We start from the raw sequence: 26,398 nt of genomic DNA, 5'->3' as shown, positions 1-26,398 counted from the left end.
AGTTTGCTTGCTCCTTTCGAATGTTTGTGTGGTAACTTCATTCTACCAGAGCCTGCAAGCTATGTCTTCTTTTATGCGATTTTCAATTTGCGCAACTTATTGTACCTTATCCATCGCTTCCATCCATCTGTCTTGTCAGTACAAAGCAAGTCTGCCCACTTATTGTGCTACTGCACAACAAATTCCGCCCTCGCTGACAACACGGAGACAGTTCTTTTCCCACACAACCCTTGAAAATCCTGCACAAACTCCATTTGTGCAGGATTTTTTGCCCTTCTCGAATATGTATCGTTGAAAGGAATTTTTTGGTCACTGTGCACCACTACCAACCCTTCCTATTGTTCAAATCGAGCATGCCAAAGCAGAACCCTTCCCACCATGACCATGTTGTCTGTGACGGGTCGCCCTCCCGAATCCGCATGGTACGCCGAATTTCTTTGGGAATGACCACACGGCCCAGGTCGTCTATTCGTCTGACAATGCCAGTTGCTTTCATCTATATTTTGCCTCCTGTGGTTGAAATTCCTTAGACGGGATTATTATCCGCAAGATTTGCCAGCATATGCGAACTTTAGCATGGCTTTGTTTTCCAGTTTCCCGATTCCGGGAGCAGTCCCCGTCCCACCTCTCGGGGCGGTACGCCCAGAAGAAGCAATGCTCCCGCCGCCGCCAGGGCGGACATCTCCTCTCCCCGGCGCACCAGGGGGATGGGAAATTCCTGCCGCTCCACTACATGCCCATCCAAGGTCACTACTTCCCGCTGAAGAGTGGCCCACATCTGGTTTTCCTCCCGGCTGGAGATGGTCAAACTGTCTTTGGGGGAGGGTCCATAACTTACTGCGCTGGCCGCCCGCACTCCCCGGAGCACATCCCCGCCATTGCCGGGCAGCAGCACCGTCCGACAGGCTCGGGGCAGTCTCTTGCCCTCCAGCACCGCTCTGGGGGATACCACCAACAGGGCTGGGTGCCGGTCACTGCAGCGCTGCCCGGACAGCCCTCCTTGGACGGACAGTCCGCGCAAAATGGCTGTCTCAATCCCTTCTCCGGACTCAATTACTTGAAAACATTCCATTTCTCTGCCTCCTTGCCTCCATCTTTTGCAAAAATTCCCTCTTTATGCGCCATCTCCACAACCACTGGCCTATCCTTGACTTTTTCGTTCCATATCTGGTAATATTATCGTGTATGTTTATGTGATTTTCCGCTCCCCTTGGAACGGCTTTGAATTGTGAGGAATCGACATTATGGCCCAGAAAACCAACAACTACGGCAACGATGCCATCTCCGCCCTGAAGGGTGCCGACCGGGTGCGCAAGCGGCCCGGCGTTATTTTCGGCTCCGACGGATTGGAGGGCTGCGAGCACGCAGTCTTTGAGATCATGTCCAACTCCATTGACGAGGCACGAGAAGGCCACGGCAGTCTCATCACTGTCACCCGCTTTGAGGACTTGTCCATCCAGGTGGAGGACCAGGGCCGGGGCTGTCCCCTGGACTGGAATGAAAAGGAGCAGAAGTATAACTGGGAGCTGGTTTTCTGCGAGCTGTACGCCGGAGGCAAGTACAATAACCTCTCCGGAGACAACTATGAATATTCCTTGGGCTTAAACGGATTAGGCTCCTGTGCTACCCAATACGCCAGCGAATACATGGACGTCACGGTGTGGCGGGACGGCTTTAAATACTCCCTCCACTTTGAAAAAGGTGAAAACATCGGCGGGCTGAAAAAGGAGCCCACCGACAAGGGAAAAAAGACCGGCACAGTCATCCGCTGGAAGCCTGATCTGGAAGTCTTTACCGACATCAACATCCCCCCTGAGTACTATCAGGACGTGATGAAGCGCCAGGCGGTAGTCAATGCCGGGGTCACCTTCCGCTTCCGCAAACAAGTCGGCGGTAAGTTTGAAACCACCGACTTCCGCTATGAAAACGGAATTCAGGACTATGTGGCTGAGCTCGCCGGCGAGGATGCGCTCACCCTGCCCGTCTTCTGGCAGACTGAGCGGAAGGGCCGGGACCGGGCGGACAAGCCAGAATATAAGGTAAAGCTGTCCGTCTCCTTCTGTTTTTCCAACAAGGTTCAAGTCATCGAGCACTATCACAACTCCTCCTGGCTGGAGCACGGAGGTTCCCCGGACAAAGCGGTACGCTCCGCTTTCGTCTCCGCCATTGACAGCTACCTGAAAGGGCAGAATAAATACACCAAGAACGAGAGCAAAATAACCTTCCCGGACATTCAGGACGCCCTGGTACTGGTATCCAACAACTTCTCCACCCAGACCAGCTATGAAAACCAGACCAAGAAGGCCATCAACAACAAATTTGTCCAGGAGGCCATGACGGAATTCCTCCGCAGCCAGATGGAGGTCTACTTCATCGAAAATCCCATCGATGCCCAAAAGATCGCCGAGCAGGTGCTCATCAACAAACGGGCCCGTGAGAACGCGGAGAAGACCCGGCTGAACATCAAAAAGAAGCTCACCGGCTCCATGGATATTTCCAACCGGGTGCAGAAGTTTGTGGACTGCCGCACGAAGGACGTCTCCCGCCGGGAGCTCTACATTGTGGAGGGCGACTCGGCCATGGGCAGCGTCAAATTAAGCCGGGACGCGGAATATCAGGGTATTATGCCCGTTCGTGGCAAGATTTTGAACTGCCTGAAGGCGGATTACGGAAAGATCTTTAAAAGCGAGATTATCACCGACCTGCTGAAGGTCCTGGGCTGCGGCGTGGAGGTTCACGACAAGAAGGCCAAAGATCTGGCGGCCTTTGATTTAAGCGCCCTGCGGTGGAACAAGGTGGTTATCTGTACCGATGCAGACGTGGACGGCTTCCAGATCCGCACCCTGATTCTCACCATGCTCTACCGCCTGACCCCCACCCTCATTCAGGAGGGGTATGTGTATATCGCCGAGTCCCCCCTGTACGAAATTACCTGCAAGGAAAAAACCTGGTTTGTCTACTCTGACAAGGAGAAGAATGACATTGTCGCCTCCTTGGAAGGAAAGAAGTGCGATGTCCAGCGCTCCAAGGGTCTAGGCGAGAACGACCCGGATATGATGTGGCTGACCACCATGAATCCCGAAACCCGGCGGCTCATCAAGGTCATGCCCGAGGATGTGGAGCGCACTGCCCAGGTCTTTGACCTTCTGCTGGGAGACGACCTCCAGGGCCGGAAAAACCACATTGCCGACCACGGCCATGAATATCTGGAGCTGGCCGACATCTCATAAAGGAGCGCTCTATGAACCTCTTCGACATTCTGGGCCCGGTCATGGTGGGCCCCTCCAGCTCTCACACGGCGGGGGCCGTGCGCATCGGCCTTTTGGCCCGTGCCCTGCTGGGCCAGGAACCGGTGCGCGCCAACCTCTTCCTCCACGGCTCCTTTGCCTCCACCGGTGAGGGCCACGGCACCCACCAGGCCCTCATCGCGGGATTGCTTGGCCTCTCCCCCGACGACAGCCGCGTGCCGGGAAGCTTTGAGCTGGCCAAAGAGCACGGGCTGCAGTTCGCCTTCGGCCAGCGCACCCTTCGGGACGTTCACCCCAACAGCGTGCTCATCCAGCTGGAGGGCATCTGGGGCGGACGGCTGGAGATGGGCGCCTCCTCCCTGGGAGGCGGACGGGTAAAGGTATTCCAGGTGGACGGACTGTCCACCTCCTTTTCCGGAGAATTGCCCACTCTGGTGGTCCACAACTCCGACCAACCCGGCTGTGTCAGCCAGGTCACCGGGGTACTGGCTCAGGAGGGCATCAACGTAGCTACCCTCCAACTCAACCGGGGCGGCCGGGGAGAGAGCGCGGTGATGGTCATCGAATGTGACCAGCCCATCCCTCAGGCCACAGCAGAGACCATTCGTGCCCTGCCCGGTATTCTCCGGGTCAACTGCTACACCCCCCAAACAGGAGAGACGATATGATCGATTTTACTTCCATTCAGCAGATGCTGGATGACACCGCCCGCTCCGGTCTGCCTTTGTGGGACAACATCCGCCGCTGCGACTGCCACGCCCAGGGCATCACCCCCGAACAGTCCTGGGAAAAGATGTCCTTTCTGCTGGACACCATGAAAGCTTCCGACCGGGACTACCGGGAGGAGGACCGCTCCCACAGTGGTCTGGTGGGGGGCGACGGAGGGAAAATGGCCCGATACGCCCAGGAAGGACACACCCTGTGCGGTCCCTTCTTGTCTCAGGTCATGGCGGGGGCTCTCCGAATGGGAGAGTGCAACGCCTGTATGAAACGGATCGTGGCCGCTCCCACCGCCGGGGCCTGCGGGGTACTGCCCGCGGTGCTGCTGCCCTACGAAACCCAGTTCGGCGCTACCCACGACCAGCTGGTGGAGGCTCTCTATGTAGCCTCCGGCTTTGGCATGATCATTGCTGCTCGGGCCTCCATCTCCGGGGCCGAGGGGGGCTGTCAGGCGGAAATCGGCTCTGCCGCCGCTATGGCCGCTCCCGCCCTGGTCCACCTCCAGGGGGGCAGCCCGGAGCAGATGGCCAACGCCTGTGCCATGGCGGTAAAAAACCTTCTGGGACTGGTGTGCGACCCGGTGGGCGGACTGGTCGAGGTCCCATGTGTCAAGCGCAACGTCATCGGGGCCATGGACGCCCTGTCCGCCGCCCAGATGGCTCTGGCGGGCATTGAGAGCCGGGTCCCCCCGGACCAGGTGCTGGACGCCATGGCCGAAGTCGGACGCTCCCTCCCACACACCCTTCGTGAGACGGGCAAGGGCGGTCTGGCCGCCACCCCCTTTGGGCAGCAGTATGCTCCAAAGGATCTCTGAGAATCTGATTGTACCACGGACTAAGAAATAAGGACTGATCACCAATGGCAAAGAAAAAAGCCTCTGAATCCAATCATTCCAGGTCGGACAACCCCAATGTCATGGGGCTGCGGGCTGAGGTGCTGGAACAGCCCATCACCCAGACTCTGGAACTGAACTATATGCCCTACGCTATGAGCGTCATCGTCTCCCGTGCCATTCCGGAGATCGATGGCTTCAAGCCCTCCCACCGCAAGCTTCTGTACACCATGTACCAGATGAAGCTGCTGGGGGGTGCCCGGACCAAAAGCGCCAATGTGGTAGGCCAGACCATGAAGCTGAATCCCCATGGCGACGCGGCTATCTACGATACCCTGGTCCGCCTGTCCCGTGGCTACGGTGCCCTGCTCCATCCTCTGGTGGACAGCAAGGGCAACTTCGGTAAGGTCTACTCCCGTGATATGGCCTGGGCTGCCTCCCGGTATACCGAGGTGCGTCTGGACCCCATCTGCGCCGAGTTGTTCCGGGACATTGACCAGGACACCGTGGACTTTGTAGACAACTACGACGGCAAGATGAAGGAGCCCACCCTCCTGCCCACCACCTTCCCAAACGTTTTGGTGAGCGCCAACCAGGGCATCGCCGTGGGTATGGCCAGCAACCTGTGCGGCTTTAACCTGGGTGAGGTCTGCGACACCACTATTGCCTTCCTGAAAAACCCCAACCATGACATTATGTCTACCTTAAAAGGACCCGATCTGCCCACCGGCGGCGAGCTTCTCTACGATGCCGACGCCCTGGGTGAGATCTACCGCACCGGACGGGGCTCCTTTAAAGTGCGCTCCAAATGGCGCTACAACAAGGTGGAAAACCTCATTGAGGTCTATGAGATCCCCTACTCCACCACCAGCGAGGCCATTATGGACAAGGTGGCCGAGCTCATCAAGGCAGGTAAGGTGAAGGAAATCGCCGACATGCGGGACGAGACCGACCTCAGCGGCCTGAAACTCACCATCGACTTAAAGCGGGGCACCGATCCGGATAAGCTCATGCAGAAGCTTTTCCGCTCTACCCCCCTGCTGGACAGCCAGTCCTGCAACTTTAACATTCTCATCGCTGGCATGCCCCGTGTCCTGGGTGTGGGGCAGATTTTGGAGGAGTGGGTAGCCTGGCGGATGGATTCGGTACGCCGGCGGGTCTACTACTCCATGAGCAAGAAAAAGGAGAAGCTCCACCTGTTGAAGGGTCTGCGGCGCATTTTGCTGGACATTGACCGGGCCATCCAAATCATCCGGGACACCGAGGAGGACGCGGAGGTCATCCCCAACCTGATGATCGGCTTTGGCATCGACCAGGTCCAGGCGGAGTATGTGGCCGACATCCGCCTGCGCAATATCAATAAGGAGTACATCCTCAAGCGTACCCAGGAAGTGGACACCCTTCAGGATGAGATCGCCGATCTGGAGGACACTGTCAACTCCCCTAAGCGCATTCAGAAGATCATCATTGGCGAGCTGGAAGAGGTCAAGAAGAAGTACGCCCTTCCCCGGCGCACAGACATCGTCTACGACCACCAGCTTCAGGAGGCTGCCGACCCGGAGGAGGACATCCCCGACTACCCCGTCCACTTGTTCTTCTCCAAAGAGGGATATTTGAAGAAAATCACTCCCCAGTCCCTGCGTATGGCCAGTGAACAGAAATATAAGGAAGGGGACGGCCCCTTCCTCCAGTGGGAAACTTCCAACCGGGAAGAGCTTCTGGTCTTTACGGATAAGCAGCAGTGCTACAAAACCCGCCTGAGTGACTTTGAGGACACCAAGGCCAGCGCTCTGGGAGACTACCTGCCCACCAAGCTGGGCATGGAGCCGGAGGAAAAAGCCATCTGGGCCTGTCTGCCGGGAGACTACTCCGGGCAGGTGCTGTTCTTCTTTGACAACGGCAAGGCCGCTCGGGTGGAGCTTTCTGCCTATCAGACCCAGACCCGGCGCAAGAAGCTCACCGGCGCCTATTCGGACAAGGCCCCCCTGGTAGCCGCCTTCCTGCTCAAGGAGGACTTTGAAGCTGCCGTCATCTCCACGGAAGGCCGGTGCATGGTCTTCCATACCGCCAGTCTCAACCCCAAAACCACCCGGAACACCCAAGGCGTCAATGTAATGACCCTGAAACCCAAATATAAAGTGGAAAAGGTCCTGCCTTTGCATGAGACCTCCATTGTCAACACTGCCCGCTATCGGGCCCGTTCTCTGCCCATCGCCGGCGCCCTGCTCAAAGAAGAGGACCGGGGAGAAGAGCAGATGACTCTGCTGTAACCACTTACAATATAGAGAGGAGGAGTGGGCATGGTTCGCTCTCTGCTGCGCCGCTATGGCCTGATCACCTTGTTTTCTGTCGTTTTCGCTCTAGGTTTCGACTGGTTATATGTTCCCAACAACATCGGTCTTGGCGGCATAACAGCCTTGGGCCAGATTGTGAACTTTCTCATTCCCTCCGTGCCCATCGGTACGGTGGTACTGGTAGCCAACATCCCCCTGTTTTTGCTGGGATGGAAATTTCTGGGCGGCAGCGTGCTGCTCTCTTCCCTGTATGCCATGGCCGCCACCTCTATTCTGGTGGATGTCTTCGCCTCTCTGTTTACGTTTTCCCCCATTGACCCTATTCTGGCCGCAGTGTTCGGCGGTGCCATCACAGGGTTTGCCATCGGCGTTATTTTTGCCCAGGGAGCCACCACCGGCGGCACCGACCTCATCGCCCGGCTGCTGAAGCTCCCCTTCGGTTGGCTGCCCATGGGCAAGCTGCTGATGGCTGTGGATCTGGTGATGCTAGGTGGGGTATCTCTGGTTTTTCAAAGCCTGTACAGCGCCCTCTACGGCCTGATCGCCCTTTACATTTCCTGCGTAGTGATGGACCAGGTACTTTATGGCATGGATACCTCAAAGGTAGCCTATATCGTCACAGTCTGTCCGAAGGAGGTCTCCAACTCCATTTTTGAGCAGCTGGACCGGGGTGTCACTATCCTTCACGGAGAGGGCGCCTGGTCGGGAGAACCCCGGAACGTGCTCATGTGCGCCTTTAAGCAGCGCCAGATCGTCACCCTCAAGCAGATCGTCCAAACGTGCGACCCGGATGCTTTTATGATCGTCTGCAACGCCCACGAGGTTCTGGGTCTGGGCTTTGGCCGTTACCATCAAAATGATCTGTAAACATGCGGAAGGAGACATTGTTATGATCGACTATGAAAAGCTGTCCCGCACGCTGGAGGCACTGGGCTACCAGGTCTCCCACTTTGCCACCGCTCAGCAGGCCGCCAACTATCTGGACAGCCAGATTGACCAGACCAGCGTGGCCTTCGGCGGTTCGGTAACCTTGAAAGACATGGACCTCTATCCCCTGCTCTCCAAGCACAATCAGGTGATCTGGCACTGGGAGGGCGGCTCCCAGATGGATGCCATCAACACCCAGGTATACATCACCTCAGTGAACGGCCTGGCGGAGACTGGGGAACTTATCAACATCGACGGTACCGGCAACCGGGTGGCCTCCACCCTGTACGGCCACAAGCGAGTCTACTTTGTGGTGGGTTCCAACAAGATTGCCCCCGACTATGATGCCGCCCTCTGGCGTGCCCGGAACATCGCCTCTCCCAAAAACGCTCAGCGTTTGGGCATGAAAACTCCCTGCGCCGCCAAAGGGGACCGCTGCTACAACTGCCAGAGCCCCGATCGCATCTGCCGGGCGTTGGTAGTGCTGTGGGAAAAGCCAAGAGGCACCGAGCAGATGGAAATCGTTCTGGTGGATGAGCCCTTGGGCTACTAATCTCTATTTTACAGGAAGGAGGCGCACCTATGAGCCATTCCAGCCGTGCCCTCGCTCTGCTCACCGCTGCTGCTCTGACATTGACCGGGTGCTCCTCCCTTTTGGAACAGGAGTACACCTATATTACCCCCCACAACGCAGCTCCTACCGCAGATGGTGACCCCTCTATTCTGCGGGCAGACAGCTATCAGGAGCTGGTCAATGCCTTGATCTACTTCGTCACCACCGGCACGGAAAAGGGAACCGTTCGCCTCTATATGGATGAGGAGGATCTGGACGCCAGCCTGAACGCCGCCTGTCTGGAGGTGGCTCATGAGGACCCCTTGGGCGCCTATGCGGTGGAATACATCACGTTCAGCCTCAGCTCCGTGGTAGCCTACTCGGAAGCCACGGTGAACATCACCTACCGCCGCACGAAGGAGCAGGTGGCCTCCATTGTCCAGGCTACCGGCACCACTGCCATCCGCAGTGAGCTGGCCAGCACTATGTCCGCCTTCCAGTCGGAATGTGTCCTGCGCATCAGTTACTTTAATGAGGACGAGGAATTTATCCAGGATCTGGCCCGCCAGGCTTACTATAACGCTCCTTCCTCCGCTCTGGGGATGCCTCAGCTCCAGGTATTTCTCTACCCTGCCAGCGGCCAGCAGCGGATCGTGGAGATTTTGCTGACCTATCCCGATGACCTTTCTAAACTGGAGCAGCAAAAGGCTGCCCTCACCAACTGGCTGCAGTCCCTGTCCGCCCCCTTTGCCGCGCTCTCCGGTGACAGTCGCATCGAACAGGCCGCCCGTTCCATCGTCTCCGCAGGTACTTATGACCCGGCCGGAGGTTCCAGCGTATGTGCCCTCATGGACCAGGGAAGTGCCAACAGCGAAGGGATCGCACTGACTATGGCTGCTTTGTGTCAGCATCTGGTCCTGCCATTCCGGGTGGTAGAGGGAACCCTCAACGGCCAGCCCCACTTCTGGAACATGGTGCAGATCAGCTCCGGTTGGCGCCATTTGGACCTGACCGATTCCCAATCCGGCCCCTATGCCCCCCGAACCGACCAACAGATGGAGGAGCTGGGCTATCATTGGGACACCAACCTGGTACCGGTCAGCGGACCTCAGGAGGAGAGCGCTCAGGGAGCAGGCGCCTAGATTCCCCTGCTTTCCCTTGCCAAAACCGCCTTGAGCGGATATAATAGCTCCACAAAGTGTTTTTCTCACATGTAATTTTCCAGAAAAGGGGTTTTCCTTATGAAATGGCAAAGACGATGGCACTGTCTGGTTCTCAGCGCTTTGCTGATGGCCTCGTCTGTGGTTCCCTGCTTTGCCGCAGATACAGCCGGCTCCGGCGTCTTTTCTACCTTTTATATTGATGCTGCCGACATGGCTTTTCCTCAAACTGATCTTTCCGTGCAGCTATACAGTCAGGACTCCAGCGGGCGCTTTCAGCCCGGCGAGGTGGTCCAGGTAGACTGCTCCCTGAACCAGGTCACAGAGGATGCCAGCTTCTACATCCAGCCAAAGGTGGGTTCTGTTTGGATTACGGTGGACTACCTCACGGACCTGAACGCAGACGGGATCTATGAGCTGCCTCGGAATGATGCCGCCCCTGTCTGGGACTATCTGGCGCCTCAGTCCTCCGTGGTTCTCCAGCGCTCCACGACATCCCAAAAGCTGTTGGCCGGACAAACCTATATTCTCTCCGCCCAGACGCTTCTTCAGGGCAGTCAACAGGCGGCTAACCTGCGCACTCTCAGTGGCAGTTCCTCTTATCTGGGCCTCTCCGGCCACGTTCAAGATTTCCCCTTGTGTCTTGTAAGCCTCCGCTACTCCCCCGCCGGAGGCCAGGAGCAGACTCTGTCCTACTATGTACGAATCTATGGGAAGGCTCTGCCCCCCAGTGATATCTCCCCCGACTCTCCCTACTATAAGGCAGTGGAGTATGTTCTCTCCCAGGGATATTTTTCCGGCACGGGCAACGGCGTATTTCAGCCCGATGGTCTCTTTACCCGTGCCCAGCTGGCCCAGACCCTCTGGCGCATGGGCGGAAGTCTGACGGCCCGCGGCTGTTCCTTCCCTGATGTGGACCCCTCGGCCTGGTACTACGATGCAGTCTCCTGGTGTTGTCAAAACGGGATCATGACCGGTCTGTCCACCAATTCCTTCGCTCCCGATGCCCCCCTCTCCCAGCAGCAAATGGCACTGATTCTCTATCAGTTTGCCAAATACTCTGGCATCGATGTATCCCAGCAGGGTGATTTGTCCGCTTACTCAGATGGAGACAACGTCTCCTTGTGGGCCAAGCAGGGCATGGAGTGGGCCGTGGGCAACGGTATTCTTCCCACTGTCCCCGGCAACACCCTCAACCCCAGCGTCAGCGTCACCCGCAGCCAAATGGCTATGGTGCTCTATACCTATGACGGTGTCTTCTCCCGGCGCTGAACTCCCCCGTGCTTTCGTTTCGCCTGCCGCTCATCCAAGCGGCAGGCTTTTTTCTGTTCTAAGAGGATTAAAGGCTGGAATATTTGTCCAAACTATCCATAAAATAATACTAAACCTAGGGAAGGAGGGCCACCCATGCAACTGTCCCGGCACAAATCTATCCCCCGCCGCAGCCGCGCCCTGGAGCAAGAGCGGCAGGACCTTATGAACGCCCTTTCCAGCACACAGGCACTGATCCACCAAGCCTACGGCGGCTTTAACACCACCTGCGATGGAGATCTCATCGAATCCTACGTATTTGAAATCAACTCCCTCCACGCCAGGTACAACTACCTCATCCGCCGCTTCAAGGAACTGGAGGGAGCCAGATGAACCCCCTGCCAGGATATGCGGCCTGGTGCTTGGCTGGACTGGTCCTGTGTGCCGCCCTGCTTCTCCTGCGCCGCCCTGTGGCTCTTCTCCTGCGTCTGCTGCTGCGGTCCGGAGTGGGGCTGGCTGTGCTTGCACTTCTCTCCCAGGTGGGGCATCTGATCGGTGTAAGCCTGGGCGTAAACCTGGTCAATGCCCTGGTGCTGGGGTTGTTGGGTGCCCCTGGACTGGGACTTCTTATGATGATGCAGTGGGTTTTGAAATAACACCGGCGGAAGTGTCCTGTTCACAGGCTGAAAACAGCTTTGCACTCTGACGTCTTTTTTGCAAAAGCACAGCAAGATTAGCCAAATTCTTCGGTGGTTTTGACAACCACAGGCCATTGACACCCATCCTTTTCCTCTCTATAATATGAAAATACCCCACTCTTTCGTGGAGTGGGGCATTTTTATATTTTTTATGAAAGGGGTTCTCCCAAATGAGCGACCAGCGTGTTTACAACTTCTCCGCCGGCCCTTCCATGCTCCCTCTGTCCGCACTGGAGCGTGCCGGGTCAGAAATCACCAACTACCAAGGCTCTGGTATGTCAGTGATGGAGATGAGTCACCGCTCTAAGGTCTTTGTGAAGATTTTTGAGGAGACCCAGGATAAGCTGCGCCGGCTGATGAATGTGCCGGAGGGGTATCAGATCCTGTTTCTCCAGACCGGGGCTTCCGGCCAGTTCTCCATGATCCCCCTCAATCTCATCAGCAAAACCGGAAAGGCGGATTACGCCGTCACCGGCAACTTCTCCAACCTTGCTTATAAAGAGGCTCAGAAGTACGGCCAGATCAACCTGGCTGTCTCCTCTGCCGACCGGGATCACTGCTATATCCCCCGCCAGGAGCAGATCAAGCTGGACCCGGAGGCCAGCTACTTCTACTACTGTGCCAACAACACTATCTACGGCACCGAGTGGGACTATGTTCCCGAAACTGGCAAGGTTCCCCTGGTGTGCGACATGTCCTCTGACATTCTGTCCATGCCTGTGGATGTGTCCAAATTTGGCCTTATCTATGCCGGTGCCCAGAAGAACATGGCTCCCGCAGGCCTCACGGTAGTCATCATCAAAAAGGATCTGGCCGGCCATGAGCTGCCCTACACCCCGCTGATGATGAACTATCAGACCATGATCGACAAGGATTCCATGTACAATACGCCCCCCTGCTGGTGTATCTACATGCTGGGCCTCACCCTGGACTGGGTGGCAGAGCAAGGCGGCCTGGAAGGCATGGAAAAGCTGAAGTGGCAGCGGGCCAATATGCTCTATGATACGCTGGACAACTCCCGTCTCTTCCGGTGCCACGCAGAGAAGGGCTCCCGCTCCGGCATGAACGTAACCTTCCGCACAGGCAGCGAGGAGCTGGACGCCAAGTTTGTCCAGGAGGCCACCGCCGCCGGTTTTGTCAACCTGAAGGGTCACCGGAAGGTAGGGGGCATGCGGGCCAGCATCTACAACGCCATGCCCGTGGAAGGCGTAGAAAAGCTGTGTGACTTCATCCGCGCCTTTGATCAAAACAACTGACACGTTTCTGCCATAGAAAGATAGCTAGGTGATAGAATATGTACCGCATTAAAACGTTAAATAAGATTTCCTCCGTGGGGCTTTCCCACCTGGATCAGAGCCGTTTCCAGGTGGGAGATGACCTGGAAAACGAGGACGGTATCCTGGTCCGGTCCGCCGCCATGCATGACTATGTCTTCCCCGATGCCCTGCGCGCCATTGCACGGGCGGGAGCCGGCACCAACAACATCCCCATTGACCGCTGCTCGGAAAACGGCATCGTGGTGTTCAACACCCCCGGCGCCAACGCCAATGCCGTCAAGGAGCTGGTCATTGCCGCTATGCTCATCGCCTCTCGGGACGTGCTGGGCGGAGCCGAGTGGGTTCAGGAGCAGGTCCACACTCCCAATGTGGACGTGGCCGCTGCGGTGGAAAAGGGCAAGAGCGCCTTTGTGGGCCCTGAGCTCTACCACAAGACCCTGGGTGTCATCGGCCTGGGCGCCATCGGCGTACTGGTGGCCAATGTGGCTCTGGATCTGGGCATGGACGTATATGGCTATGACCCCTTCCTGTCTGTGGACACCGCTCTGCGCCTGGACCGCCACGTCCATGTGGTCCAGAATGTGGATGAGCTTTATAAGGTAGCCGACTATGTCACCATCCACGTCCCCTACAACAGCTCCACCAAGGACACCATCAATGCCGAGGCCATCGCTAAGATGAAAGGCCAGGTGCGGGTGCTGAATCTGGCCCGTGGTGAGCTGGTCAATGACGAGGATATGATCGCTGCCCTGGAGTCTGGCCGGGTAGCCCGCTACGTCACAGACTTCCCCAACGCACGCATCGCTGGGGTAAAGAATGTCATCGCTCTGCCCCACTTGGGTGCCTCTACCCCTGAGAGCGAGGCCAACTGCGCTGTAATGGCTGTACGCCAGCTCCAGGACTACCTGCTCAACGGCAACATCAAAAACTCGGTGAATCTGCCCAATGTTTCTCAGGACTGGAGCGGCATTGCCCGGCTGTGCATGATCCACAAAAACGTCCCTGCCATGCTGACCCAGATCATGGGCGTGCTCTCTGATGACAACATCAACGTGGAGAACATGACCAACAAGTCCAAAAAGGACTATGCCTATACTCTGGTGGATGTGAACACCCGCATCACCGACGAGGTGGCCAACGAGCTGCGTGCCATCCCCAATATGATTCGGGTCCGGGTACTGAACCACTAAGCCCCATGTCCGTTTTCCATGAAAAAATCCTCAGCCCGATGGGCTGAGGATTTTTTGCATACTGTCACTTGTTACACGACGGTATATCCGCCCCGGACCAGAACCTTTACCGTTCCAGCGGTGGCGGAGAGGGTGCGGCCCTCAATGGTAGACATGTAGAGATGATTTTTGGACAAAGCGGTACCGCTGTTCACGGTTCCGCCTGCGGTCAGATCGATCAGGGCAGGACTGTCGGAGGACTGAACGGTAGCGCTTCCCACCCGCAGCAGTACCTCACACCCCACATCCAGGTGCATCACCTGGCCGCTGGTCATGGTGACCAGCGTGTAGCCCGCGCTGGAGCCACCTCCCTGTCCCCCCTGGCCAGCCTGGAGGAGATATTGACTGATCTGATGGGAAAAGCTCTCCTCCAGCTCCTTCTGCCGGGTAGCCGTGCTGTTCTCCACCTGCTTTACCACCTGGGGAATGGCGGTCTCATTAAGGTAGCTCAGGGTAACCAGAGGATCGTTCTGATCTCCGCCCGCAGCCAGAGCCGCGCCGGTGCCCAGACACAGGGCCGTCAGGGTCAAGGCACCCAGACGAATGGTCCACTGCTTTCTGATTTTGTTCATTGGTATGTTCTCCTTTTGCCCTATGTAGGCCCCGGCCAAAGGCAGGGGCCGTTGTTGTGTTTACACCAGCGTCTCCGGGTGGAGGCCAAAGCTCACAGCAATGGCTGCATCCACCTGGTGCATGACCGTCTCGTCCAGCCGTCCCATTTTTTCCCGCAGGCGGCGCTTATCCAGCGTCCGTACCTGCTCCAGCAGGATGACAGACTCCTTGGGCAGTCCGCAGCTGAGGGGAGAAACTGAAATGTGGGTCGGCAGCCGGGCCTTTCCCGTTTGGGAGGTAATGGCCGCGGCAATGACCGTTGGACTGTGACGGTTGCCAGTGTCGTTCTGTACGATGAGCACGGGGCGCACGCCCCCTTGCTCGCTGCCCACCACCGGGCTGAGATCGGCGTAAAAAATGTCGCCTCGTTTCACATTGTTATCCAAGTATATTCACACTCCGCTGGAAGATAGCACCGCGTTACCGGCCGAAGGGTCTATGTAACGCTGTACTATGATTCTCCCACGGGGCGGCGGGATTTATACCTGTCCGGGGCGAGAATTTGGGCCATCATGTGGCCGCAACCGGCCTTTGGCCCACTCCATGAGCCCGCCGCGCCTTTGTCCCAGAGAAAAGATTTCCCTGTGCTCCATGTCATCCTATGTGAGGCGCACACCTTCGGTCACGGAGCAAGACAGGCATTCAAGCGGCCTGTCCGGGTGTGTTTTTCTAAAAATTCATTGTAACCGCTGCCCATTCTCCCAATAGATCCGCGGAACACGGGGAGCCACGTGGCACAGCAATTCATAAGAAATGGTACCGGCCAACCGGGCAGCCTCGTCCGTGAGGCCGGGCCCATAGATCTCTGCCACATCCCCAGCCTTTACCTGAGGCAGATCGGTAACATCGGCCATGCACATATCCATGCAGATCCGGCCCACAATGGGGCAGGGCTTGCCCGCTACCATGACTGTAAACTGATTGGACAATACCCGCGGCAGGCCGTCTCCATAACCGATGGGCAGTACCGCCAGACGGGATGGGCGCTTAAGCTCAGCGGTGCAGCCATAGCTCACTTTAGCTCCAGCAGGCATGGTGCGCACCGCGGCCACCCGGCTTTTCAGCCGCATTACCGGGATGAGGCCCGGACCATCCAGCCCCTGGCTCTCTTCGTCGGTATAGTATCCGTACAGGACGATGCCCGGCCGGACCATGTCCAGATAGGTACAGGGATAGTGTAACACAGCGGAGCTGGCCCCGCAATGGTAAATTTTCAGGTGGATGCCCCGCTCCTCCATGGCCTTCTTCGCATCCAGGAAACGGGTAAACTGGGCCATGGTATAGCTTTCATCCCCGTCGGCGGCGGCAAAATGGGTGAACATCCCCTCCACCTCCAGGCCGGGCAGGGCACACACCTGGGCCATCTCTTGGGCCACGGCGGTGTTGTCCCCGTCCTCCCAGCGAAAGCCCAGTCTCCCCATGCCGGTGTCCACCTTGATGTGGACCTTCAGCTTCTTTCCCTGTCTCTGGGCAATCTCAGAAAAGGCCTGGGCCGTCTCCAGGTCCTCCACTTCCTGGGTGACGTCCCATTGGAGCAGCTCCTCTCCCAGCGCCTCAGGTGTCTGACCCAGGCACAGGATAGGCAGGGAGATCCCTGCCCGGCGCAGCTGCTCTCCCTCGTCCACACAGGCCACCGCCAGCATATCCGCTCCCAGCTGCTCCAGCTTTTTGGCCACAGGCACTGCCCCATGGCCATAGGCATCCGCCTTCACCAATCCGGCAAAGCGGCATCCTTGGGGCAGCATAGCGCGCAGGGCACGGTAATTGTGCGCCAGGGCATCCAAGTCGATTTCCGCCCAGGTCCGCAGTTCTCTTCTGTCCAACATAGCAATCCCTCTTTTTATGATACCGGCCCATGGTTTACAGGGTCAGCTTTTTACAAAGTCGGTGCACTCACACAAAATCACACGGAACCCATCCACGCTCACTTCGCCCCGTACCAGGTTCCGGGTGGACGGTTCAAACCACAAGGTGACCTCCCGCCCCTTTCCTGGGCTGGCCGTGGGGTCGCCGCAGTCTACCCGGAGAAGATTTTCTTCTTCGTCCAAGGCACAGGCGGTGATATAGCCCCCTCGTGCAGCCTCCAGCATGGCAGAAAAAGCACCCAGGGGGGTAAGTCCATTGTCATCCAGCGTTCCGGTCTCCACCCACACCCCATCATATTCCAACGTCCCTGTCTCCCCATCCAGACGGGCGGTCATGCCTGCCACAGTCTCCGGGGCAGTAAGGGTAAGCGTCAGCTCCTCTTCCTCCAGGGCAGCGTCCATCTCATATGAATAGACCCGCTGGCCATAGTCGGCAGAAACGGACAGATGGGTCGAGCAGGCGGTCATCTCCAGATACTCTCCCCGGAGCCCCAGGGTCAGTTCCTCCGCCTGGCTCACCTTCGCCGGGGTGCACCCGGCGAGAAGCAGCATCATTGGTACGCAAAACAGCAGTTTGCGCACGGTGTTCCCTCCAAATTTCTGGAATCAGGACTGTTCGGTATTTTCCCGCAAAACCTCCGGGATGGCTTCCACCAGGTCACTGGGCAGCATGGCATACTCCCCCAGCTTTTTGGCACATTTGTCCCCCGCTTTTCCATGAAACCACACCGCCCAGGCGGCCAGCTCTGAAAAGCTGCTATGGGGACCCTGAAGGTGCTTCTGGCCCCACAGGGCAGCGATCATGCCGGACAGCACATCCCCCGAACCGCCTTTGGCCATTCCTGGATTCCCAGTACCACAGACCCAGCACTTGCCGGACCATTCGGCGGTCACCGTCCCGCGGCCTTTGAGCACCAAGGTACAGTGGTGCTCTTTGGCAAAGGCGCGGGCAGCGGCCAGCCGGTCCCGCACCGGAAGCGGGCAGCCGGTGAGCCGGGCAAACTCCCCGGCGTGGGGGGTAAGGACGGTGGGAGCGGAGCGTTTGTCCAGAATATCTATATGCCCGCACAGGGCATTTATGCCATCGGCATCCAGCACCACGGGGATGTCCAGATCCTCCAGCAGGGCGCGCACCAGCTTCTCGGTCTTGGGGCGGCGGCCCAGGCCGGGGCCGATCAGAGCCACGTCACACCCTCTGGCTTTCTCCAAGATTTCCTCATACCGCTCCGGCAGAGGGAAGGGCATGGCCTCGTCGCACTTGACGGCCACGATGGAGTAAATTTCCCGTGGCACGCCCAAAAAGACAAGTCCCGCCCCCATGCGTAAAGCCCCTCTTGCGGCCAGGACCGGAGCACCGGTGTAGCCCTCGCTGCCGGCCAGAACAAAAATCTTTCCAAAGTCCCCCTTATGGCCGTCCGCCGGACGCTTGGGGAGATAGCTGTGCATATAGTCGGGCATAAGATCGGTACCGTCGGGTCTGCGCCAAATCTTCTGGTGAACCAGCTCCGGGGGAATCCCAATGTTGGCCTCCTTCACCTTCCCAGCCCGGCCGGCCCCCGCGTCCAGATAGAGGCCGGGCTTGGCGCAGGTAAAGGTCACCGTTACGCTGGCCCGAACCGCGTCCCCCAGAATTTCGCCCGTGTCTCCCTCCACACCCGAGGGCAGGTCGCAGGCCACCACTGGCGTACGCCGGGCATTGAGCCACTTCACCACAGCCAGAAACTCTCCTGCCAAAGGCCGCTTCAGGCCCACCCCAAACAGGGCATCCACAAAGCAGTCGCAGGTAGAAAGCCAGGTGCTGGTACGAAGGTCCTCCAGGTCCAGGGGCTCCAGCTCCCCTCCCGCAGCCTTCAGCTTCTCCTCCATGGTCCGTGCATCGGGGGTCATTTTAGCCCGGTCCCCAATGAGGAAGGCGCGCACCCGGTACCCCGCCTCCAAGAGCAGCCGGGCGGCGGCAATACCATCCCCGCCGTTGTTGCCGGGGCCGCAGAAGGCAGCGATGCGCGCAGTGGGGTCGGTGTTTTTGGACTCCACAATGCTCTGCAGTTCCTCGATCTCCCCCTGCTCCTCCTGGGTAGGTTCCTCCCCCGTCCGGGTCATAAACAGAAAGGAGGTCGTCCCCACCGGGCCGGTGCGGTTTTGAACCGGCCCTACCAGATTTACTACCTCCTGGGCCACGGCATAGGCGGCCTGCTCCATCAGTTCCAGGGAGGGGATGCCCCGCTCCTCAATGGCAATGCGGTCCAGCTCTTTCATCTGGGCAGTTGTAGCAAGCATATTGCTCCCCTCCTTTTTTCGCCATTCTAGCACATTTCCCAGGCAAAAAAAAGAGGAGGGCTCTCAAAAAGCCCTCCTCCGGTATGTTAAATTATTTCAGGAATCCGTTGACAATCTGCTCCTCGGCCTCTTTTTCTGTGAGGCCCAGGGTCATCAACTTGGTCAGCTGCTCGCCGGCAATCTTACCGATGGCCGCCTCGTGGATGAGCTGGGCGTCCAGGCAATTGGCGGTGACCTCAGGAATGGCGGACACCACGCCCTTGTCCATGATGATGGCATCGCACTCAGAGTGGCCGTAGCAGGCGGCGTTGCCGTTGATGCGGGCCAGGAATACCTGCTTGGACTCCCCCTTGGCCACAGACCGGGAGATCACGTTGGTGTGGCAGCCCTCGCCGTTGAGGTCCACGGTGAAGTCGGACTTAGCCAGCTGCTTGCCGTGGGTCATGACCTTCTCCTTGATGATCAGGGTGGCAGCGGGGCCCAGGGTGGCCCGTGTGGTGCGGACGGTGGAGTCCACGCCCTTGATCTGGGTGGTCTCCATCTCCATGTAGCTGCCCTCCTGCATCTCTACCACAGTGGTGGGGTTCATGATGTTTTCCCCCATGCCGTCCCCCTCACCGTAGTGGCGCTCCACATAGTGCACTCGGGCGTTCTTGCCCACGTAGAAGGTGTGGATACCGGAGTGTTCGGAGTTCTGCACACCACAGTTGTGAATGCCGCAGCCGGCCACGATGGTGATGTCACAGTCGTCCCCGATAAAAAAGTCGTTATATACCGTCTCCTGAAGGCCGCTCTGGCTGAGGACCACAGGGATATGGACAGACTCGTTCTTGGTGCCGGGCTTAATGATAATGTCGATGCCGTCCTTATCCTCTTTGGAGACAATGTCGATGTTGGCAGTGGTGTTCCGGGCGGCCTTCTGGCCGTTGGCCCGGATGTTATAGGCCCCCTCGGGGACCTCATGCAGATCGGCTACCTGCTCCAGCAGGCTCTTTTGAATTGCGTCCATAGCTTCCAATTCCTCCTTGGGAACGTATCGTTCGTTCAGCGCACCTTACCGGTAAGGGCGCTGCACACATCCGGGGTCTGGCCCAGCAGCGTGGGCAGGATATCTTTCCGGGGGCCGTCCTTCTGCACCCTTCCATCGGCCAGGACGATGATCCGGTCGGCGATGTTCAAGATCCGCTCCTGATGGGAAATGATGAGGATGGAGCCATTGATCTTCTCATGCAGATGCTCAAAGACCTGGATCAGGTTGGTAAAGGACCACAGGTCGATGCCCGCCTCCGGCTCGTCAAAGACGGAGAGCTTGGTTCCCCGTGCCATGATCATGGCGATCTCGATGCGCTTAAGCTCACCGCCGGACAAAGAGGCATCCACCTCCCGGTCGATGTAATCCTTGGCGCACAGGCCCACCTCAGACAGGTAGTTGCAGGCCTCGGGCACGCCGATGTTCTTCCCGCTGGCCAGGGTGATCAGGTCCTTCACCGTCAGTCCCTTAAAGCGCACCGGCTGCTGGAAGGCAAAGCTGATGCCCCGGCGGGCCCGGTCGGTAATATTGAGGCCGGTAATGTCCTCTCCATCCAGGAGAATCTTTCCCTGAGTAGGGGTCAGAATTCCGGCAATGATCTTGGCCAGGGTGGACTTGCCGCCCCCATTGGGGCCGGTGATGGCCGCAAAGCGCTCGTTAATGGTCAGGCTGATGTCATGCAGGATTCCCTTGTTATCCCCATCCTGCTCCACATCATAGCTGATGTGCTGCAATTCCAGCATGTAAATCTCCTCCGTATGATCCTTCCGGCGGGGCCGGTTTTCTCTGTCATTGTGCCCCAAATTTTGCCCGGACAAACCGGGCAGGGGCGCCTTGTCCTTCAAGGCGCCCCTATTCTACCATATGGGGAAGGATTTGTAAATCCTTTTTCCTACTATTTTTGTAGGTTTTAATTTTCTTCACGAGTTCCAACCAGAAGCCGGATCTCATCCCCCTCTCTCAGCCCCACGTTGTCATCAAAGGTACACACCAAATCCATATGGCCATTGCCGTGGTTCCACCACCACACGCCTGTGATCAGGCCCCGGTTGGTGTCAATCATACAGTAGGGGCTGGTCTGCTTCTGCTGTTCCTCGCTGTTCTCTAGGACAAAGCCTTCCTTGGACACATCAGGCAGTCCCATCGCCTGCAGGGCCCTAAAAGCCTGGGAATAGGGCGAGTTATCGTCCACAAAGCTATCTCCAATGAGCACGATTTTAACTTCCCCGCTGCTCACCGTCACTTGCAAGTTCTTCCAGGGAAGCTGCGCTGATTGAATTTTCGCCTCCGTCGATCCGATCTCCCTGGACACTACGACTTCCAGCGGCTTTCCGGGGGTAACGCGTTCCTCATCATAGGAATCGCAGGTGACCGACCACGACTCCAGCGGCTCGCCCAGCGGCTGCATAGTGGTCATCCGTCCGCTCCCGGTATCAAACACACACAGACTGTCCCCCCAAATGTTCTCCGACATGTCTTCATACAGCTCTTTAATGGGGGTGATAAAGATGATTTTCTCTCCGGTGGCATCAAAGGAGATGTTTCTGGGCTCCAGGTAGAACTCCTGTCCGAAGGGATAGTAGGGCAGCAACTGGTCAATCCAGGTCTGCTTGCCGCTGCGGTCCACATAGAGCATCGTACAAGAGCTCCCGTGCATGGTTCCCCCCTCGAGTATCACGGCCAGGGTCCCATGGCCCCCTTCATAATAGGTGATTGTTCCGTTATGCAAAGCGACATGCTCCGGGGAGTATACGTTCTCCTCCAGCCGGTCCATGGCCAGCTTGACCGGGTCCTCGGCCACCTGGAACTGGGCAAGCTTTTCCTCCTCGTTCCAGTTCAGCTCCCCGTAGGGCAGAAGATCGGAGAGGTAAACCATCACATGGCCCCCGATGTTGAAGGACTCCTTCTCCTCCCCCGCCACATAGACCTTTATGTCGGAGGCGTAGATGGGGTAGGCGGCTTCGCCCACCTTGCCCTCGGGAGGCTGGGGAACATACTCCGGCGTCTCCACACTCACACCGCCGGGGCGCCCGCTTTCAGGCCAGACGTAGACCGCCCGTGCCGCTTCATTCCAGTAGACATAAAGCCCATACCAGTTCAGGTCCTGCACCATCACGGCAGTACGGCCCCCTACGTTATAGGAGGCGATGGGACGACCGTCAATTTCTGTCACAATGTCGGTATAGAGGGCGTGGCCGATGACCTCCTCTGCCGCGTAGGCGTTCACAGTAAGGCCGGCGGTGAGGACCAGGGCAAGGGCAAAGCTGAGAACCTTCTTCATAGCGCGTCTCCTTTCCCGGAAATGCAGTTTTTCGGCTTTCTTTTTTCATTATATCCCTTTTCCCCTTGCAACTCAAGAAGATTTGTGATATATATAAGGATACTGAAATGCGTGGAACGGGAAAATAGCGCAGCAAACTCATCAGAGAGGGGCGGTCGTCGGCTGAAAGCCGCCTCAGAGGAAGTTCGCTTGGTTCGCCCGGGAGCGGCCCCTGAGAGGGGGACGGCCTGACCCGCCGTTACCGGGGTTTTAAGTGCGCGCCCTGTGCGCGAATGCGGGTGGTACCGCGGAAGCTTTGCCTTTCGTCCCAGAATGTTGGGAGGAAAGGCTTTTTTGCTGCCAAAATGACAAATATACATCTGAAAGGAAGAACGCAGATGAAAGAACAGTTAGCAAACATCCGCGCCCAGGCCCTCGCCGCCTTTGAAGAGGCCCAGGACCTGGCCGCTCTGGACGAACTGCGGGTCAAGTACCTGGGCAAGAAAGGCGAGCTCACCGCTGTTTTGAAGCAGATGGGCAAGCTCTCCGCCGAGGAGCGCCCCGCCATGGGTCAGCTGGCCAACGAGGTCCGCGCCGCCCTGGAGGGGGCCATTGAGGAGACCTCCAAAAAGCTGGAGGCCAAGGCCTTGGAGCAGCGCCTCCGGGACGAGGCCCTGGACGTGACTGTCCCCGGCAAGCCGGTAAAGCTGGGCCACAAGCACCCCATGTATATCGCTCTGGACGAGCTCAAGGACATCTTCGTGGGTATGGGCTTCACGGTTCTGGACGGCCCCGAGGTGGAGCTGGCTGAGCTTAACTTTGACCGCCTCAACGCCGAGGAGGGCCACCCCTCCCGTGACTGGTCGGACACCTTCTATTTTGACGAGGACAGCCGGGTGATGCTCCGCAGCCAGACCAGCCCCATGCAGGTCCGGGCCATGGACACCATGGAATTGCCCATCCGCATCATCGCCCCCGGCCGGGTATACCGTAAGGACGAGGTGGACGCCACCCACTCCCCCATGTTCCACCAGGTGGAGGGCATGGTCATCGACAAGAACGTCACCATGGCCGATTTGAAGGGCACCCTCAACACCGTGGTGGAGCAGCTCTACGGCAAGGGCACCAAGACCCGCTTCCGTCCCCACCACTTCCCCTTTACCGAGCCCTCCTGCGAGATGGACGTACAGTGCCACAAGTGCGGCGGCGTGGGCTGCCCCACCTGTAAGGGCGAGGGCTGGATCGAGCTGCTGGGCGCGGGGATGATTCACCCCCGTGTGCTGGAGATGAGCGGCATCGACCCCAACGAGTACTCCGGCTGGGCCTTTGGCATCGGCCTGGAGCGTACCGCCATGCGCCGCTTTAAAATCGCCGATCTGCGCCTGATTTTTGAAAACGACGTGCGCTTCCTGGAGCAGTTCTAAGAGAGGAGATTAGAAGCAATGAATTTAAGCAGAAAATGGCTGGGCGAGTTTGTCACCGTCGATGCCAATGATAAAGACTTTGCCGAGGCTATGACCCTCTCCGGCTCCAAGGTGGAGCTGACCCATGACCTGGGGGAGGAGATTTCCAACGTGGTGGTGGGCAAGATTTTGTCCATGGAGCGCCACCCTGACTCTGACCACATGTGGGTGTGTCAGATCGACGTGGGCCAGGCCGAACCGGTTCAGATCGTCACCGGTGCTTGGAACATCCACCCCGACGACATGGTCCCTGTGGCCCTGCACAAGTCCACCCTTCCCGGCGGCAAGAAGATCGAAAAGGGCAAGCTGCGCGGCGTGGTATCTAACGGCATGATGTGCGGCCTTTCCGAGCTTGGGCTGGACACCCGTGACTTCCCCTACGCCGTCATCACCCCCGCCGCCCTTTTGAACGACTACCACCCCCTGGACAAGGACAAGCCCTCCATCCCCGCGGACATCCAGCCCGGCCACAAGATCTTCGGCAGCGTAGTCTGTGCCCGGATCACCGCCGTGCGCTGCGACGGGGTCAACGCCTACACCGCAGCCTGTGAGGTGGGCAGCGGCTCCGTCTCCGTATCCACCAACTGCGCCAACCTCCACGCCGGTGACCTGGTGGCCCTGGATACCAAGAAGGAGCACATCTGCACCCTGGAGGACCTGCGCGCCCAGCAGGCCGAGTTCCCCCACTGTATCCCCGACGGCATCTTCATTCTCCACGAGGAGGGCGTGAAGCCCGGCGATGACCTGAAGCCCGTGATCGGCGCCGACGATCATGTGGTGGAGTTTGAAATCACCCCCAACCGCCCCGACTGCCTGTCCGTCATCGGTCTGGCCCGTGAGGTGTCTGCCACCTATGAGGTGCCCCTGCGCCTCCACGAGCCGGTGGTCAAGGGCGGCGCTGAGGGCAATCTAGTGGAGCTTCTGGACGTGGAAACTCCCGCCGCGGACCTGTGCCCCCGGTACACCGCCCGGATGGTGCGCAATGTGAAGATCGCCCCCTCCCCCAAGTGGATGCGTGAGCGTCTGCGCGCCATGGGCGTGCGCCCCATCAACAACATCGTGGACATCACCAACTATGTCATGCTGGAGTACGGCCAGCCCATGCACGCCTTTGACTACCGCTATGTGAAGGGCGGCAAGATCATCGTGCGCCGGGCCGAGGAGGGTGAGGAGCTCACCACTTTGGACGGCCAGGTGCGTAAGCTCACCGCCAACCATCTGGTCATCGCCGACGAGACCCGCGCCGTGGGCCTGGCAGGCATTATGGGCGGCGAGAACAGCGAGATCGTGGATGACACCACCGACGTGGTCTTCGAGTCCGCCTGCTTTGACGGCACCTGCATCCGCAAGGGTGCTCTGGCCCTGGGCATGCGCACCGAGGCCAGCGCCAAGTTTGAGAAGGGCCTGGACCCCATGAACACTCTCCCCGCCGTCAACCGGGCCTGTGAGCTGGTGGAGCTGCTGGGAGCCGGCGAAGTGCTGGACGGTGTCATTGACATCCTTAACTATGTGCCTCAGCCCCGCACCATCACCATGGACCCTGACCGGGTGAACGCCCTGCTGGGCACCGAGATCCATCCGGTGGATATGTACCGCTATCTGGAGCGGGTAGACATCTGCACCCCCGAAAAGAACTTCCCCAACGGCCCCGCTCCCGTGGTCATCCCCTCCTGGCGTGCCGATGTGGTGGGCATTGCCGACCTGGCGGAGGAGGTAGCCCGCTTCTACGGCTACAACAACATTCCCACCACCTTGATGCTGGGCCAGACCACCCTGGGCGGCTACTCCCCGGCACAAAAGCTGGAGCAGACCCTGGGCAGCGTGTGCCGGTCCTGCGGCTATGACGAAATCATCACCTACTCCTTCATCTCCCCCACCTATTATGACAAGATCCTCTGGCCTGCGGATTACGCCGCCCGGAAGAGCTTTAAGATCCTGAACCCCTTGGGTGAGGACACCTCTATCATGCGTACCACGGTTCTGCCCTCCATGCTGGAGATCTTGACCCGGAACTATAACTACCGCAACAAGTCCGCCAAGCTCTATGAAGTGGGCCGTATCTATCTCCCCGGCGGCGAGGACGGCCTGGCCGATGAGCGGAAGGTCCTGTCCATGGGCGCCTATGGCGAGGATATGGACTTCTACACCATGAAGGGAGCCATCGAGGCCATCCTGAAGGAAATCCGGGCTGAGAATGTGCACTTTGAGGCTCCCACCGGCGCTCCCTCCGACGCCTCTTATCACCCCGGCCGCTGCGCCACTGTGTGGTCCGGCAGCAACTGTATTGGTATCTTCGGTCAGATCCACCCCCTGGTGGCCCGGAATTACGGAGTGGATGGGGAGCTCTACTGTGCCGAGCTGAACTTTGACGCGCTGATGAATGCCCGTGGCGCCGATCCCGAGTACACCCCCCTTCCCAAGTTCCCCGCCGTCACCCGTGACATCGCCGTGGTGTGCGACGAGGCGGTCACCGTGGGTGCTCTGGAGGCCGCCATCCGCAAGGGAGCCCGTGGACTTCTGAAGGAAGCTGCCCTCTTTGATATCTACCGGGGCAAGGGCGTGGCCGAAGGCAAGAAGTCCGTGGCCTTTAACCTGATTCTTCGCGCGGACGACCGTTCCCTCACTGCCGAGGAGGCCGACGCTGATGTGAAAGCCATTCTGGAAGTATTGGAGCAGGACTGCGGCGCTGTTCTGCGGTAAAA

At 58.4% G+C, this 26,398-nt stretch carries 23 protein-coding genes and 1 pseudogene; 14 read left to right on the top strand and 10 right to left on the bottom strand.

The features are described from left to right. Window positions 1-397: 397 nt before the first annotated feature. Window positions 398-496: pseudogene (locus ACTQ3R_RS11810) on the bottom strand (AbrB/MazE/SpoVT family DNA-binding domain-containing protein); the annotation flags it as partial. Window positions 497-571: 75 nt separating this feature from the next. Beyond that, window positions 572-1,072, bottom strand: a complete 501-nt coding sequence (locus ACTQ3R_RS11805) for a hypothetical protein (RefSeq protein ID WP_441779369.1) — start codon at window positions 1,070-1,072, stop codon at window positions 572-574. Between the two features lie 172 nt (window positions 1,073-1,244). Between ACTQ3R_RS11805 and ACTQ3R_RS11800 the strand changes: the two genes are divergently transcribed. The 12 genes from ACTQ3R_RS11800 to ACTQ3R_RS11745 all read left to right on the top strand — a co-directional run bounded on the left by ACTQ3R_RS11800 (window position 1,245) and on the right by ACTQ3R_RS11745 (window position 14,150). Further along, the gene (locus ACTQ3R_RS11800) at window positions 1,245-3,230 is read left to right on the top strand and encodes a DNA gyrase/topoisomerase IV subunit B (protein WP_441779370.1); all 1,986 of its coding nucleotides are present in this window, start codon (window positions 1,245-1,247) and stop codon (window positions 3,228-3,230) included. 11 nt (window positions 3,231-3,241) lie between these two features. Then, the gene (gene sdaAB, locus ACTQ3R_RS11795; RefSeq protein WP_441779371.1) at window positions 3,242-3,916 is read left to right on the top strand and encodes an L-serine ammonia-lyase, iron-sulfur-dependent subunit beta; all 675 of its coding nucleotides are present in this window, start codon (window positions 3,242-3,244) and stop codon (window positions 3,914-3,916) included. Then, complete coding sequence (gene sdaAA / locus ACTQ3R_RS11790) at window positions 3,916-4,782, top strand: L-serine ammonia-lyase, iron-sulfur-dependent, subunit alpha (RefSeq protein ID WP_441779438.1); 867 nt, start codon at window positions 3,916-3,918, stop codon at window positions 4,780-4,782. The genes sdaAB and sdaAA overlap by 1 nt, the downstream gene beginning before the upstream one ends. Before the next feature lie 44 nt (window positions 4,783-4,826). Beyond that, the gene (locus tag ACTQ3R_RS11785; protein ID WP_441779372.1) at window positions 4,827-7,070 is read left to right on the top strand and encodes a DNA gyrase subunit A; all 2,244 of its coding nucleotides are present in this window, start codon (window positions 4,827-4,829) and stop codon (window positions 7,068-7,070) included. 30 nt (window positions 7,071-7,100) lie between these two features. Further along, on the top strand, window positions 7,101-7,961 hold the full coding sequence (locus ACTQ3R_RS11780) for a YitT family protein (RefSeq protein ID WP_441779373.1): 861 nt from the start codon (window positions 7,101-7,103) through the stop codon (window positions 7,959-7,961). Between the two features lie 22 nt (window positions 7,962-7,983). After that, on the top strand, window positions 7,984-8,574 hold the full coding sequence (locus ACTQ3R_RS11775) for a lactate utilization protein (RefSeq protein ID WP_441779374.1): 591 nt from the start codon (window positions 7,984-7,986) through the stop codon (window positions 8,572-8,574). Between the two features lie 29 nt (window positions 8,575-8,603). Continuing rightward, the gene (locus tag ACTQ3R_RS11770; RefSeq protein ID WP_441779375.1) at window positions 8,604-9,716 is read left to right on the top strand and encodes a transglutaminase domain-containing protein; all 1,113 of its coding nucleotides are present in this window, start codon (window positions 8,604-8,606) and stop codon (window positions 9,714-9,716) included. A gap of 99 nt (window positions 9,717-9,815) precedes the next feature. Further along, window positions 9,816-11,006 (top strand): S-layer homology domain-containing protein, encoded by a 1,191-nt coding sequence (locus tag ACTQ3R_RS11765; protein ID WP_441779376.1) that lies wholly within the window; start codon window positions 9,816-9,818, stop codon window positions 11,004-11,006. A 135-nt stretch (window positions 11,007-11,141) separates the two neighbouring features. Continuing rightward, window positions 11,142-11,378 carry a DUF2508 family protein gene (locus ACTQ3R_RS11760; RefSeq protein WP_441779377.1) on the top strand — a complete coding sequence of 79 codons (237 nt, stop codon included), beginning with the start codon at window positions 11,142-11,144 and terminating at the stop codon, window positions 11,376-11,378. Next, window positions 11,375-11,641: a pro-sigmaK processing inhibitor BofA family protein gene (locus ACTQ3R_RS11755; RefSeq protein WP_441779378.1), complete on the top strand. Its 267-nt coding sequence runs from the start codon at window positions 11,375-11,377 to the stop codon at window positions 11,639-11,641. The genes ACTQ3R_RS11760 and ACTQ3R_RS11755 overlap by 4 nt, the downstream gene beginning before the upstream one ends. A gap of 212 nt (window positions 11,642-11,853) precedes the next feature. Then, on the top strand, window positions 11,854-12,939 hold the full coding sequence (gene serC, locus ACTQ3R_RS11750) for a 3-phosphoserine/phosphohydroxythreonine transaminase (RefSeq protein ID WP_441779379.1): 1,086 nt from the start codon (window positions 11,854-11,856) through the stop codon (window positions 12,937-12,939). A gap of 38 nt (window positions 12,940-12,977) precedes the next feature. Beyond that, complete coding sequence (locus ACTQ3R_RS11745) at window positions 12,978-14,150, top strand: phosphoglycerate dehydrogenase (protein WP_441779380.1); 1,173 nt, start codon at window positions 12,978-12,980, stop codon at window positions 14,148-14,150. A gap of 71 nt (window positions 14,151-14,221) precedes the next feature. Here ACTQ3R_RS11745 and ACTQ3R_RS11740 read toward each other — a convergent pair whose 3' ends face one another. From ACTQ3R_RS11740 to ACTQ3R_RS11705, 8 genes are all read right to left on the bottom strand, one after another. Next, window positions 14,222-14,761, bottom strand: coding sequence for a hypothetical protein (locus tag ACTQ3R_RS11740; protein WP_441779381.1), 540 nt, complete (start codon window positions 14,759-14,761; stop codon window positions 14,222-14,224). Window positions 14,762-14,821: 60 nt separating this feature from the next. Continuing rightward, the gene (locus ACTQ3R_RS11735; protein WP_441779382.1) at window positions 14,822-15,187 is read right to left on the bottom strand and encodes a type II toxin-antitoxin system PemK/MazF family toxin; all 366 of its coding nucleotides are present in this window, start codon (window positions 15,185-15,187) and stop codon (window positions 14,822-14,824) included. 291 nt (window positions 15,188-15,478) lie between these two features. Continuing rightward, a complete protein-coding gene (alr, locus tag ACTQ3R_RS11730; protein ID WP_441779383.1) occupies window positions 15,479-16,627 on the bottom strand; it encodes an alanine racemase in 1,149 nt (382 codons plus the stop codon). A 42-nt stretch (window positions 16,628-16,669) separates the two neighbouring features. Continuing rightward, window positions 16,670-17,248: a hypothetical protein gene (locus ACTQ3R_RS11725; RefSeq protein ID WP_441779384.1), complete on the bottom strand. Its 579-nt coding sequence runs from the start codon at window positions 17,246-17,248 to the stop codon at window positions 16,670-16,672. A gap of 24 nt (window positions 17,249-17,272) precedes the next feature. Next, window positions 17,273-18,943: an NAD(P)H-hydrate dehydratase gene (locus tag ACTQ3R_RS11720; RefSeq protein ID WP_441779385.1), complete on the bottom strand. Its 1,671-nt coding sequence runs from the start codon at window positions 18,941-18,943 to the stop codon at window positions 17,273-17,275. A gap of 91 nt (window positions 18,944-19,034) precedes the next feature. Continuing rightward, window positions 19,035-19,952 carry a SufB/SufD family protein gene (locus tag ACTQ3R_RS11715; RefSeq protein ID WP_441779386.1) on the bottom strand — a complete coding sequence of 306 codons (918 nt, stop codon included), beginning with the start codon at window positions 19,950-19,952 and terminating at the stop codon, window positions 19,035-19,037. Window positions 19,953-19,987: 35 nt separating this feature from the next. Then, window positions 19,988-20,716, bottom strand: a complete 729-nt coding sequence (locus ACTQ3R_RS11710; protein WP_441779387.1) for an ABC transporter ATP-binding protein — start codon at window positions 20,714-20,716, stop codon at window positions 19,988-19,990. Between the two features lie 167 nt (window positions 20,717-20,883). Continuing rightward, entirely contained in the window at window positions 20,884-22,254 is a 1,371-nt protein-coding gene (locus tag ACTQ3R_RS11705) for a hypothetical protein (protein WP_441779388.1), read from the bottom strand. A 377-nt stretch (window positions 22,255-22,631) separates the two neighbouring features. Here ACTQ3R_RS11705 and pheS point away from each other — a divergent pair, with 377 nt between their 5' ends. Beyond that, on the top strand, window positions 22,632-23,657 hold the full coding sequence (gene pheS, locus ACTQ3R_RS11700) for a phenylalanine--tRNA ligase subunit alpha (RefSeq protein WP_441779389.1): 1,026 nt from the start codon (window positions 22,632-22,634) through the stop codon (window positions 23,655-23,657). A gap of 18 nt (window positions 23,658-23,675) precedes the next feature. Continuing rightward, entirely contained in the window at window positions 23,676-26,396 is a 2,721-nt protein-coding gene (gene pheT / locus ACTQ3R_RS11695; RefSeq protein WP_441779390.1) for a phenylalanine--tRNA ligase subunit beta, read from the top strand. Window positions 26,397-26,398 lie beyond the last annotated feature (2 nt).

The organism is Lawsonibacter sp. LCP25S3_E2 (assembly GCF_052117285.1).
Classification (GTDB): domain Bacteria; phylum Bacillota; class Clostridia; order Oscillospirales; family Oscillospiraceae; genus Lawsonibacter.
The sequence above is the reverse complement of the archived record's forward strand: the minus strand, read 5'-3'. Positions and strand labels throughout refer to the sequence as shown.